The sequence below is a fragment of the Streptomyces sp. NPDC002698 genome, from assembly GCF_042888945.1.
Classification (GTDB): Bacteria; Actinomycetota; Actinomycetes; order Streptomycetales; family Streptomycetaceae; genus Streptomyces.
Genome location: NZ_JBIAQM010000008.1, coordinates 277894 through 289848 on the forward strand (window position 1 = coordinate 277894; position 11955 = coordinate 289848).

General features: G+C 69.8%; 10 protein-coding genes. 6 read left to right on the forward strand and 4 right to left on the reverse strand.

Annotated elements, in window-relative coordinates:
• Nucleotides 1-417 precede the first annotated feature (417 nt).
• Nucleotides 418-1401, forward strand: a complete 984-nt coding sequence (locus tag ACFYW9_RS15140) for a TIGR01777 family oxidoreductase (RefSeq protein ID WP_389149545.1) — start codon at nucleotides 418-420, stop codon at nucleotides 1399-1401.
• Between the two features lie 260 nt (nucleotides 1402-1661).
• Here ACFYW9_RS15140 and ACFYW9_RS15145 read toward each other — a convergent pair whose 3' ends face one another.
• Nucleotides 1662-3251 (reverse strand): hypothetical protein, encoded by a 1590-nt coding sequence (locus tag ACFYW9_RS15145; RefSeq protein ID WP_389149548.1) that lies wholly within the window; start codon nucleotides 3249-3251, stop codon nucleotides 1662-1664.
• 607 nt (nucleotides 3252-3858) lie between these two features.
• Here ACFYW9_RS15145 and ACFYW9_RS15150 point away from each other — a divergent pair.
• The gene (locus ACFYW9_RS15150) at nucleotides 3859-6138 is read left to right on the forward strand and encodes a FlgD immunoglobulin-like domain containing protein (RefSeq protein ID WP_389149551.1); all 2280 of its coding nucleotides are present in this window, start codon (nucleotides 3859-3861) and stop codon (nucleotides 6136-6138) included.
• A 577-nt stretch (nucleotides 6139-6715) separates the two neighbouring features.
• On the opposite strand, the gene ACFYW9_RS15155 is transcribed toward ACFYW9_RS15150, so the two are convergent.
• Nucleotides 6716-7417 (reverse strand): hypothetical protein, encoded by a 702-nt coding sequence (locus ACFYW9_RS15155; RefSeq protein ID WP_351863675.1) that lies wholly within the window; start codon nucleotides 7415-7417, stop codon nucleotides 6716-6718.
• 153 nt (nucleotides 7418-7570) lie between these two features.
• Here ACFYW9_RS15155 and ACFYW9_RS15160 point away from each other — a divergent pair, with 153 nt between their 5' ends.
• The 3 genes from ACFYW9_RS15160 (at nucleotide 7571) to ACFYW9_RS15170 (ending at nucleotide 10580) form a co-directional block, all read left to right on the forward strand.
• Nucleotides 7571-8356, forward strand: a complete 786-nt coding sequence (locus ACFYW9_RS15160) for a helix-turn-helix domain-containing protein (protein WP_389149555.1) — start codon at nucleotides 7571-7573, stop codon at nucleotides 8354-8356.
• Nucleotides 8357-8519: 163 nt separating this feature from the next.
• Nucleotides 8520-9692, forward strand: a complete 1173-nt coding sequence (locus ACFYW9_RS15165) for a 4-hydroxybenzoate 3-monooxygenase (RefSeq protein WP_389149558.1) — start codon at nucleotides 8520-8522, stop codon at nucleotides 9690-9692.
• 405 nt (nucleotides 9693-10097) lie between these two features.
• Nucleotides 10098-10580: an IS5 family transposase gene (locus tag ACFYW9_RS15170; RefSeq protein WP_389149561.1), complete on the forward strand. Its 483-nt coding sequence runs from the start codon at nucleotides 10098-10100 to the stop codon at nucleotides 10578-10580.
• 26 nt (nucleotides 10581-10606) lie between these two features.
• Here the strand turns inward: ACFYW9_RS15170 and ACFYW9_RS15175 are convergent, their stop codons facing one another.
• Complete coding sequence (locus tag ACFYW9_RS15175) at nucleotides 10607-11017, reverse strand: hypothetical protein (RefSeq protein ID WP_389149564.1); 411 nt, start codon at nucleotides 11015-11017, stop codon at nucleotides 10607-10609.
• A gap of 50 nt (nucleotides 11018-11067) precedes the next feature.
• Nucleotides 11068-11469 carry a hypothetical protein gene (locus tag ACFYW9_RS15180; RefSeq protein WP_389149567.1) on the reverse strand — a complete coding sequence of 134 codons (402 nt, stop codon included), beginning with the start codon at nucleotides 11467-11469 and terminating at the stop codon, nucleotides 11068-11070.
• Nucleotides 11470-11580: 111 nt separating this feature from the next.
• Here ACFYW9_RS15180 and ACFYW9_RS15185 point away from each other — a divergent pair, with 111 nt between their 5' ends.
• A complete protein-coding gene (locus ACFYW9_RS15185) occupies nucleotides 11581-11916 on the forward strand; it encodes a hypothetical protein (RefSeq protein WP_389149570.1) in 336 nt (111 codons plus the stop codon).
• The last annotated feature ends 39 nt before the right edge of the window (nucleotides 11917-11955 follow it).

The window sequence follows — 11955 nt, forward strand, 5'->3', positions numbered from 1 at the left end:
CCCCTGCCGAGGCGGGGGCCGTTTGCGTCCATCTACTCCAGTGTCAGCAAGAGAAGGGAAGGCGCGCGGCAGACGGTAGCACCCTCGGTGACCAGGGGCAATGCCTGGAAACTGTTGGAGGGGATCAAGAAACAGGGCTCGCGTTCGAGGTGCAGGGCGACCCGCTGGAGGCCGGGCAGGCAGGTGGCGGTGCCCGCTTCGATCCACTCCAGCAGTTGGTCACCTGCCGGTGGGTGAGCATGTGGCCGAAGGAGCGCGCGTACCAGGACGAAGCTGACGTACCGACGGACGTTGCCGTAGCCGTCCGGGACCGCCCGCCCGTGTCGGCCTCCTCGCCCTGGCGTGCACCGGACTCTCGAGTTGAACACGTTCAAAATTAGAGGCTAGGCTGATGCCGAACGAAGCCGAGGGGGTTCGATGAAGGTAGTGCTGCCCGGGGGAACCGGACAGGTGGGCACGATTCTCGACCGCGCGCTGACGGCGGCCGGCCACGACGTCACGGTGGTGACCCGGCGTCCCGTGCGGCCGCACGACATCGGATGGGACGGGGCCACGCTGGGCCGCTGGGCCGAGGCGATCGACGGCTGCGATGTCGTGATCAACCTGGCCGGACGCAGCGTCTCCTGCCGCTACACCGCCGGGAACCTGCGAGCCATGATGGACTCCCGGGTGGATTCGGCGCGGGTGGTCGGCGAGGCGATCGCCGCCGCCGCGCGGCCACCGCGCGTCTGGCTGCAGATGAGTACGGCGACGGTCTACGCCCACAGCTTCGACGCGGCACACGACGAGGCGACCGGGGTGATCGGCGGCTCGGAGGCCGGGGTGCCGGACTACTGGGCGTACAGCGTCGAGATCGCGAGGAACTGGGAGCGGGCGCAGGCCGAGGCGCCGACTCCCGCGACCCGCAAGGTGGCGCTGCGCTCGGCGATGGTCATGAGCCCCGATCAGGGCGGTGTGTTCGACGTGCTGTCGCGGCTGGCGCGCCTCGGGCTGGGCGGTCCGGTGGCCGGCGGCGCGCAGTACGTCTCCTGGATCCATGACAAGGACTTCGTGCGAGCGGTGGAGTTCCTGATCGCCCGGGACGACCTCGACGGGCCGGTGAATCTCGCCTCGCCCGAGCCCCTTCCGCACCGCGACTTCATGAGAGCGCTGCGCACGGCCTGGAGCGTTCCGGTGGGGCTGCCGGCGACGCGCTGGATGGCCGAGTTGGGGGCATTCGCGCTGCGCTCGGACACGGAACTGCTGTTCAAGAGCCGTCGAGTGGTGCCGGGGCGGCTGCGCGCAGCCGGTTTCGCTTTCGCGTATCCCGAGTGGGAGAGCGCCGCTACGTCCCTCGTACAGCGGGCCAGGCTGGTTCGTGCGGCATCGGGTCGGGCCCGTGAATCGAGCCGCGCCGTATAGACGACCACAAGAAGTGGACCAGAGCCGGTTCACGTGGCCTTCGACCACCCCGGAGCCCCACGGAAGGGTGAGCCCGGCGGTTCCGGCGTCGAGGCTCTGCCCAGGAACCGGGCCAGGACGATGTGGAGCGCGGTGGTGGCCGGTGGAGCGGCGGTCGTGTTCACAGGGGTGGGCGGGGAGCAGACAGGACCTCGCTGACGGTGGGTGTTGCGGTTCGTATCAGCGAGGAGGGGCACTGACTGGTGGCTCGGCCGACCCGGTCAATCCGAGACCGAGCAGTCCAGGATCCGCCCGTCCACCGTCCCTACGAGCAGCCGCTGTTGGTCCGCCCGGTACGCGGCGGACAGCGGCGTGACCGGGTGGCCGTGCGCGTGCAGGGTGTGCCGGGCTCGCACCTCGCCCGTCGCCGTGTCCAGGGTCTCCACCTCACCGGTGAGATACACGACGTGCATCCTCCGTTCGTCGCCGTCGAGATCGGCGAGCGGCTTGTCGGTGCGGTACACCCAGCGTGCCTCTCCGTCCGGCAGCCGGCGGCTCACGACGTACGTGCCCTCGCGGGCTTCCGCGTAGGTGGCGCCCTGTTCGTACGACCGGCCCGCGTGGACGAGGGTGTGTGCCAGCTCGACGGCGGGGCCGTACCAGGGCCGGAGTGCGGACGTCGGGTCCCAGCGCAGGGGGAAGAGGGCGCGCAGAGCGGCGGGCCCGTGGGCGCCTGGAGGGTCGATCGCGTGGATCCACGGCGCGTCGTCGTCCGGGCCGGGGCCGTCCACGTACAGCAGACGGACGCTGTGTCTGACGCGCAGCGCCGGGGAGTTGGAGCGGCTGGGGGCGAGGTCGAGGCGTGCCGCCTCCTGATGCGTGGGGGCGAGCAACAGCGCGGCGTGTGCCTCGCGCCCTTGCGGGCGCAGAGCGAGCCAGCCGTCGTCCGCGGCGCACAGTGCGGGGGCCGACGGCACGTCCACGCAGTCCAACGCACCGCCGTCCGCCGTCGATATCCGCCGAACGGCGGTCGCGCGGTCGACCGGGCGGCCCGTCACCTCGTCGCGCCGGTAGCCCCGGTACGTCACCCACGCCGACTCGTCGTCAGGGGCCGCCTCGACCCGGACGCTCCCCTCCCCGCCCGCGGGAAGAGCCCACCTCGGCGCGCCCGACGGATCCCAGCATTCGAGGTCCGTGTGACGGCCGGTGGCGAGCACCCGGCCGTCGGCCAGCACCGCCAGGTCCCGCACCTCCGCCCGCCGCCGCCACCGGCCCTCCGTCAGCCGCGCGAGGGTGTCCTCCACGCGCGGGTCGTAGAGGAGCCCGCTCTCGACCATCGGATGGCGTGTGTCGTCGGGGTCGACCAGACCGGCCGGAGCGGACAGCCAGTCGTCCACCGCGACGGCCAGCTCGAATCCCTCGCTGAAGCCGCCGTCCTTGTCCTCGGGGGAGAGCAGCATCGCGAGCCTGCCGTCCTCCAGCCAGCGCAGGTGACGCACTTGGCGGCTCTTGCTCAGCAGGTTCGTCACGCGCCCGGTCTCCAGGTGGAGCAGGAGCAGCTGTCCCTGAAAATCCCACGAGCCGTCGTAGCGGCCGGTGCCGACGGCGACGAGCGGCAGCTCGGGGTGAGGCTCGATGGCACATACCGAGTAGCGGGAGGCGACGACGTGGCGCGGACGGAGGGTGCCGGCCTCGTACACGCCGATCCGGTGGTTGAGCCAGCGGCCCGTACCGCGCCACATGACGTGCCCGAGGTCACCGGCCGCGATGACGCAGCCGTGACGCGCGTCGGTCACCGCCCACACGGGCCGGCCGATCTCGGCGAACGGCTGGTCCCCGAGTATCCGGCGGACGGTCAGCGCATCCGGCACGACGATCTCTCTTTCCCCAGGTGGCGCACAGTCTGTCAGGCCCGGCCCTTTCCCGCGGTCTTCCGAGGGAATCGACTCGTCCGGGTACGTGATCGGGAACGGGCCCGCGAGGTCCGCGCGACGCGTCCACTTCGCGGCCTGGCCGGCGCACTCGCAGGTCGCATACCGCGGAGCGGTGTCCGTTGACGCTTCGACCGAGCCACGCCAGGCGTTACGGGTGCAGGCGCGTCACTTCCGTCGAGCGGATGCCGCGTTCGTCCGAGCGGGCGCAGAACACCGTGTCCGGGGAGTCGTGGCCGATTCGGGCAGTCGTGGCCGAGGGTGCGGGCCAGGAAGCGCACCTCGCCAATCATCCTTGTGCGCAAGGTGGTTGACCGTCCGTACGCTGAACGCAGAGGGCTGGGGCCCGAGATGCAGGCGCGTGTACGTCGTTCCGCCGGGCCTCGCGGTGGTCCCGGCGTGGCGCCCTTCATGTCAGCCGCGTTCCCTGCGACACTCCTGTGACACTAGTGGCACACATTTCACACACAACTCCCGCCCGTCCGGGTACTGTTAACCGAGTTCACAGCGCAAAACTCGAATGTCACCGGTTAACAACGGGGGTCAGGTGTCCCATCACCTGCGTGCAACCAGTCACACCCGGCGTGGCGCCACCGCCGCTGCCGTCGCCGCCGTCCTCGCCGTGGGGTCGGCCGCCTTACTGCCGACCACGGCACACGCGGCCAGTGCCGCCGAGGTCCAGATACCCGCGCCCGACGCATACGGCGACGGGACCGAGACGGTGCTGGCCACCGGCAGCCAGGGCGTGCTGCACCGCGAGGGCAGCGGCTACCTCTGGACCACGACGTACAACCGAACCACGAAATCCGTCCCGGAACTCGACGGCGTACCGCAGGACGCGATCGTCCGGACCCACGACGACTTCAACCGCGTCACCTACACCAAGCCGCGCGAGGACGGCGGCACCGACGTCGTGCGCGTCGGCATAGAGGACCCCGGGTTCACCAGCACGATCAGCGTGCCCGCCGGGTACCTCAACCCGCGGGTCGCCAACGGCTGGGTGCTGGCCACCGTGGACCAGGGCGACGGCACTCGCCAACTGCGTGTGGCGCGCGGTGGAGCCCCGGCGTCCGACCCTGTGGTGCAGCTCCCCGCCGGTGCCACCACCGGCGCCGAGCCCGTGCTGCTCGGCGCCTACTCGAACCAGCTCGTGATCGGCTACACCACCGCCGACGGCACGCAGGGCTACGGCGTCCTCACCGCGTACAACGGCAAGGTCGTCCCTCTCCCCGTGACCGGCGAGGCCGGCAGCTTCCGGATCACACAGAACACCGTCAGCTGGTTCAGCCGGAGCGGAGAGCCGGGCGTGCGGATCATGCCGCGCGGCGGTACTGCCGCCCCGCGGATCGTGCCGCTCACCACACAGGCCCCCGACAGCGAGGTCACGTCCTTCGTGGTGGGCGACAACGTGCTCTGGCACGAGGGCGCCGACGGCCCCCTGCACCTCACCCCCTTCGCGGGCGCGGAGACGGAAAGAACCCTGCTCAGCCACGTCGAACAGGCATACCTGCGCGCCGAGGGCTCGGGCTCGCTGGTCGTCCTCGGCAAGGACACCGACGGCAAGCGCGCCGTGCACCTGTTCAGCGTGGACGGTCTGGGCCTCGTCGCCGACCTGCCCCTGCGGGAGGTGCCACGGGTCAAGACCGCGGACGGCGAGATCCAGGCGCTGAGCCTCGACCGGGGGCGGCTGCGGTACGTCAACTCCCTCACCGACACGAAGACGTTGCACGGCGCGGACATCGGTACCGGCCTCGATCCGGCGAAGGGCGCGGCGCTCGCCGACTTCCCCGGCCTGGAGGCGGGCCGCTTCTCCGACGGCAGCGACGAAGGGCTGGCGCGGCTGGTCACCGACCCCGACACCGGCACCGACACCCTGCTGACCGGCGACGACCCGGACCACCCGGCGGACAGCCTCCCGCTGCCGGGTACCGACGGCCGGATCCTCGACACGGCACCGGAGTTCGTGCTGTACGAGGCCGCCGGACGGCAATACGTCGTGGACACCGCCCGCGACCGCATCGTCCGCGAGCAACCGGCGCAGGCCGCCGCACTCGAGCAGAAGTGGCTGCTCAAGGCGGCGCGGAACACCCCCGGCACGGTGAAGGTCCTCAACGCGCGCACCGGCGTCCTGACCGGGACCATCGAACTCGGCACCGCCTGCGTCCCGGACGAACTCCAGCGCAGCGGCACCCTGCTGTACTGGAGCTGCGCCTCCCAGGACGCGGCAGGCGTACGCGACCTGGCGACCGGGCGCACCTACCCCGCGCCGGTGTCCGGCGCCCTCCTCGGCGACCGCTTCCTGGCCCACCGCGACGCCTCCGGCGATCTGCGCCTCACGGCACTGCACGCGGACGGCGGTACGGCCGACCTGGGTACCGTCACCGGCCTGAAGCAGCCCGCGAACGGCGACGGGCGCGGCACCACCTGGACCCTCGACGCCGGCGCCGGCAAGCTCGCCTGGGTCGGCGCAGACGACACCGTCCACGTCACCGCTCCGCAGCACGAGGTCTCCCCGCTGCGCGTCGCCCGCACCGCCGCACCCCGCACGCTCGCGCAGGACGGCACCGGTGAGTGGGCCGCTGCCTGGTGGCTCTCCAAGCCCGCGGCGTCCTGGCGGGTCACACTCGTCCGCCGGGCGACCGGCGAGGTGGTACGCACCTGGACGGGAGGCGAGACGCCCAGCGCGCTCCGGGTCTCCTGGGACGGCACGTCCGACTCGGGAACCCCGGTGCCGACCGGCGCGTACACCTGGCGGCTGACCTCGGCCCCGGCGGACGGGACAGGCGCGGAGGCCACGGCCTCGGGCATCGTGCGGGTCACCGACTGACGGCAACTGCCGTGTGAAAGCCGGCCCCTTCTCCGGCCCGACTCGGGGGAGGGGCCGGTGACCCCGCGACCCCCTGCGACAGGTACGAAAACATGTCTTCGCGGGGAGAACTGTCGGGCGAACCGTACGTGTCGGCTGCGCAGAAGGCCGCGCGGGTGCTGCCCTCGACGAGTGGATCGAGCCCCGTTCCGACCGTGCCCGAACCAGCTCCGCACCAACAACTCCCTCACTCTGCAGCGCATTTGAGCAGGTCCGGCGCGCCGACCACATGGCGCTCGCGGCGGGTGTCGGGCCGGGGTGGGCGGGCCGAGCCGCGGCTGGCGCGTCGGCGGTCCGCGTCGGCGACGATGCCGGCCGGTCGAGGCCGTGGCCCCTTGGAGCTGCCGAACCAGCACAGCTCGCTCGCGGGCTGTGGCCGCTGCCCGGATGCCGGCGGGGGTCAGGTCTCGGTTCGCGAGCGCCCGTTCCAGGCACCCGACGGCGATCCGGGTCGGCCTCGTTCGGGGCGAGTGCGTTCGAGGCGCGCAGGACCTCGAACGGACGTCGGCCGCCGGACTGCGGCCGGGCACCAGGCTCTCTACGCCGGTATCAGCACGGTAAGCCATTCCGCTTCACGTGGCCGGTACCCGTAACGATCCATCAGCCCCGACACCGTCGCCGGGACGTGGCCGGCGCCGTAGACGACTGCCACGCGGATCGGTTCGCCGCCGCGCTCCGCGTGGATCTCGCCGAGCGCGTCGAGCAGCCGCTGGTCCCGCCGGTCGGACAACGCGTGGACCAAGGGATCGTCGGCCAGCATCTCCGCCCGCAGCGTCGACGGCAGGTCCTCGACGACAAGGTCCTCATCGAGGAAGGCGCGCGGTCCGCGCAGCGCGAACACCAGGCCCATCACGGGAGCCGCGACCAGGAGGAGCAGGTATGTCCACCGCGACATCTCCTTCAGGTCCGCGATCGCCTCAGCGGCGGTCACATCCGGGTTGATGACGGGTACGTCCCCGGGAAGCAGCAGTTCGTCGCGCTGCAACCGCAAGCCGTTGCGCCGCCGCATCGGGGTGAACCGGTACGCGAGCGTGAGGGCACTCACTGCGGCCGACTTCCCTCTGACTCCTTCCATGACGATGAGGTCGCATTCCCGGAGCCTGATGCGGACCTGGGAGTAGAACGTCGGCGAAGCCACATGCAGCATCGGGAAGATCACGAACTCGAGTGGCGTGCCTGTCCGCCTCATAGTGATCACGGCGGATCGGACGGCATAACCGGTCACTTCGATGATCTGCATGATTCCCCCGCGAACCTCGCCCGGTCTGCCCCGCACCCGTACACGAGCCCGCCCGGGGCCGCGGTTCCCTCCCGGCACCAGCTGTGCCGCTGGGCTCACGGGGCCATCGTCGGGTCAGCCTCCTGGTTCGAACCACCGGTAGACTGACGGTTTATGCCGGAAACCCGCCAGCCTTCCTCGCAATCACCTGCGCCGCACCCGACGACGCCCAACGGCGCAGGCTGGCTCCCGCACGGCTACCAGCTCGACGCGCACTCCCACGACGATGGCCAGCTGGTGTACGCGGCTTCGGGAGCCGTGGCCACCACGACCGAACGCGGCACCTGGGTCGCTCCGGCCAACCGGATGACGTGGACGCCACCCGGCTTCGAACACTCCCACCGCTTCTACGGGGAGACCTACGTCCGCCTGCTCACCATCCCAGCCGACCTGTGCGACACGCTGCCTGCCCGTCCCAGCGTGTTCGCAGTGAACCCTCTGCTGCGCGAAGCCCTCCTGGCGCTGACCGAGCGGGCACAGATGCCTCCGGGAGCCTTCGACCGGCTGCGCGCGGTGGTGATCGACGAGGTCGCCGAGACTCCCGAGCGGTCCCTGCACCTGCCCGAACCGGCCGACGACCGCCTGCGCACCGTTACCGATCTCCTGCACGCCGACCCCGGCCGGGCCGCGACCCTCACCGAGCTGGGACGTGCCGCCGGGGCCAGCGAGCGCACCCTGAGCCGCCTGTTCCACACCGAACTCGGCATGAGCTTCCACCGCTGGCGCACCATCCTGCGTATCCACCATGCCCTGGTGCATCTCACCGCCGGCCGGTCGGTGACCGACACCGCGACCGAGTGCGGATGGTCGAACCCCTCCAGCTTCATTGACGCCTTCACCGAGGTCGTCGGCCAGACCCCGGGTCGCTACCAGTCGGAACTGCGCAGCAACACCGAGTAGCCGTCGGCCGGCTTGGCGCCTTTTCGGTATCTGGAGTCAATTCACCGGTGGCCAGCGAAGCGCCCGGATTCCACAGTGGTGGTCAGAAGGCTGAACCATCCCTGGCGGCGCCCAGCATGCTCGGCCCGGACCGAGTGCCGCCCGCTTCCCAGAAGGCTTCGACATGACAGAGACCCTTGAGAACACGACCGTCGTGATCGTGGGGGCCGGGGTGGCCGGGCTTACGCTCGGCAACTTCCTGCTCCGCAACGGCATCAGCTGCACCGTGGTGGAAAAGCACAGCCGCGCCTACGTCGAGCAGCGCCAGCGCGCTGGAACCATCGACACCCGCGGAGTGCGCCTGTTCCGAGCATGGGGACTCGAAGAGGTGCTGGCGGGGAACCCCATCACCGAGGGCGAGGGAGGCTTCTTCATCGACGGCGAGGAAATGCCGATCGACACCGGTGACGACAACGAAAGCCTGTACTGCCCCCAGCAGGTCCTCGTCCGCAACCTCACCGACAGCTACCTCCGCGGCGGCGGAGACCTCCGCTTCGAAGCCGCCGACGTCACCCTGGAAAACCTCCACGGCGCCGATCCCCTGGTGCACTACCAGGACAGCACAGGCTCGGCGAAGACCATCAGCTGCAACTTCATTGCCGGATGCGACGGTTACCACGGCGTCAGCCGCGCCAGCATCCCCGAAGGCGCCCTGACCCGTTTCTCTCACGAGTACGGATACTCCTGGCTGAGCATCCTCGCCGACGTCCCCGCAAGCCACCCCTCCGGTATGGCGATCCACTCCCTCGGCCTGGCAGGACTGATCCCCCGCGGCGCGAACGCCAGCCGCATCTACCTCCAGTGCCCGCCCGACGACGTCATCGAACAGTGGCCCGACGAGCGCATCTGGAGCGAACTGGGCGCCCGGTTCGGCACCCCCGTACCCACCGGTCCCATTGCCGACAAGCGGATCCTGCCCCTGCGCAGCGTGGTTTACAGCCCGATGAGCCACGGCAGGCTGTACCTGCTCGGAGACGCCGCCCACATCGTCCCGCCGATGAGTGCGAAGGGAATCAACCTCGCCCTCAACGACGCCGAAGTCCTCGCCCACGCCCTCATCGCGCAGATCCAGCAGGGCGACGCGAGTCTCCTCGACAGCTACTCCGACACGTGCCTGAGCCACATCTGGAACTACCAGGCCTTCGCGGCATGGATCACCGAACTCATGCACAACGCCGGTGACGCCTCGTACGCCGGGGAGTTCCGCAAGCAGATCGCCCGAGCCGAACTGCAACGCCAGTTCACCTCGTCCGCGGCGAACCAGCTCTTCAGCGAACTCACCTCCGGAGTGAACTGACCCCGAAGGCGATAGATCGGCCCGACAGTCAACCCGCGCGAGGCCACTTCGTCCATCGGTACCTGCAAGCGCGCACGACAAGGCCCACGCAATCCGCAGAGGCGGATTGCGTGGGCCTTGCGGAGCCATGCCCGCGGCAGCGAGAGACAGACCCACGAATGCCGCACTCGTCCTATCCGGGGCTCTGTCGCCCGACTGCGAGAGATGACTGGGTTCTCTGCGACTTGCTCGGCAACTCCTACCCCTGGAGCTCGGGTTCGGCTCGGGGCAGGCCTGTCGGCGGCGTCTAGGGGCGGTGGCAGAAGGCCGGGGTCTTCGACCGGCTGCACCGCACTCTGCTCGCCGAGCTGAATGCGGCCGACGGACTCGACTGGTCCCGCGCGTGCGTGGACGGCTCCTACATCCGTGCGAAAAAAGGGGGGCGCCGACACCGGTCCCTCACCGGTCGACCGGCGGAAGACGGGCAGCAAGCATCACTTGATCCGCGACGGCCGCGGCACCCCGCTCAAAGTCATCACCACCGCTGCGAACATCAACGACGTCACCCAGACCCTCGCCCTGGTCGACGGCATCCCGCCCGTGGCCGGGCGTCCCGGCCGGCCACGCCGCCGCCCCGATTCGCTGCCCAGTGACAAGGGCTACGACTCCGACCCCCACCGCGAGGAGCTGCGCAAGCGCCGGAGCCTGCCGGTCGTCTCCCGCAAGGGCGCCCCGAACATCAAGGGCCTGGGCAAGCTCCGCCACGTCGTCGAGCAGACCTTCGCCCTGCTCCACCAGTTCAAACGCCTCGCCGTCCGCAGGGAACGCCGAACCGAACTCCACGACGCCTTCGTCTCATTGGCTTGCGGCCTCATCTGCTGGAGGCGCCTGAAGAAGCACCGATCATGACCGTGTCACGAGCTTCTAGCGCCGCATCAGGCAACGTTCGCCCTGTTGAGGAACCACGCGAACACAGCTGCGCCGATGGGTATGGCGACAACGTAGCCGATGAGGATACCGACGTCTGAGTCAGCCGACGCGGGAAGGACCCAGTTCGCTGCTGCAGCCACGAGCAGTGTCACCGTTGCCAGCGCAAGGACAGCGGCAACAACGGCGAGCCGTCGGGGCGGTCCCGCACGGTACAACTCAACCGCAGGCCAGAGCGCAAGCATGCTCGTAGTCAACGTGCCGAGAGTGGGGTCGGGCAGCCACCCAAACGGCCACGTCAACAGGGTGGCGATCCCGAAGAAAGCGAGGCCGACGAGTTCCAGCAAGACGGTTTCCACCACCAGGCCCCACGGACGTTGCCGGATCGAGCCGTTCCCGCTGTCCTTCTCATCGGCCACGTCGACACAGTACCCATCGAAAGGGCGAATGTTGCCTGATGCGGCACTAGCTACAGCTCACACCACTCACCCAGAGGGCCGGCCGCCCGCGTCTGCATGAAGTCGTGCACCAGGTCCCACGCCCGACCGATGTCCAGGACAAAGTCGCCCGTGAACGCGGCGAGGTCGTCCATGATCGGGACTTCGACCTCGGCACCCGAGGGCACGGTGCCGTCTCCTGCGAGCAGAGACATCCGCTCGGTGTCACTCATCAGATGGACGACCGCGTGATCATCCCGGAAGGCCAGGATCAGCACCGGGAACTCCCTGTTCGGCGACCGAACCTCGACGTACCCCTGACCACGGGAACGCAGGTCGTTGAAGCGGTCTGACAGATCCTTCACCTCCGTGCGTCTCTCAACCGGATGGAACAATCCTGATTCCGGCGACGTCGCCGCCCACACCACGCTCATCTTTACGAGAGCGGCCCGCGCATCCTGGGCGCGGACGTTCCCGAAGGCTCGGCCACTGAGGGCTGGTGGATCCCTGCCGGAGACTGCCGATACTCCATAGCCTACGGATTCATGATCGGCCCTGGCGGCGAGTTCGGGATTCACGGCTACCACTGGGCACCACTGCATGCCAGCACCGAAGGCTGGGTGGAGTCGTTGGCGCTGGCATGCCATGCGAGACGCTGCGCCAGAACCATCACGAGGATTACCGGCAAGGCCGTCGACTCCCTGGACCTCGAAGGGTACGAGCCGGTACCCGAAGTGCGGGGCTTGATCGACACCTGGTGGCGGGGCAAGGACTCGCTCATCGCCCTGTACCGGGGTGAGGCCGTCGGCATGGACGCTCCGGGATGCCTTGAAGCCCATGTCTACGGTGGCCTCAACAAGTGGGGTCTTCGCGGCGGCTGACCGCTGGCTGGCTCTGCCAGACCTGAGTACTCGATTGGC

Excerpts from the sequence above, each read along its gene's own strand:
- ACFYW9_RS15165 (WP_389149558.1), top strand. The coding sequence starts at position 8,520 with ATGACAGAGACCCTTGAGAACACGACCGTCGTGATCGTGGGGGCCGGG.
- ACFYW9_RS15140 (WP_389149545.1), top strand. The coding sequence starts at position 418 with ATGAAGGTAGTGCTGCCCGGGGGAACCGGACAGGTGGGCACGATTCTC.
- ACFYW9_RS15180 (WP_389149567.1), bottom strand. The coding sequence starts at position 11,469 with ATGAGCGTGGTGTGGGCGGCGACGTCGCCGGAATCAGGATTGTTCCAT.
- ACFYW9_RS15155 (WP_351863675.1), bottom strand. The coding sequence starts at position 7,417 with ATGCAGATCATCGAAGTGACCGGTTATGCCGTCCGATCCGCCGTGATC.
- ACFYW9_RS15160 (WP_389149555.1), top strand. The coding sequence starts at position 7,571 with ATGCCGGAAACCCGCCAGCCTTCCTCGCAATCACCTGCGCCGCACCCG.
- ACFYW9_RS15185 (WP_389149570.1), top strand. The coding sequence starts at position 11,581 with ATGATCGGCCCTGGCGGCGAGTTCGGGATTCACGGCTACCACTGGGCA.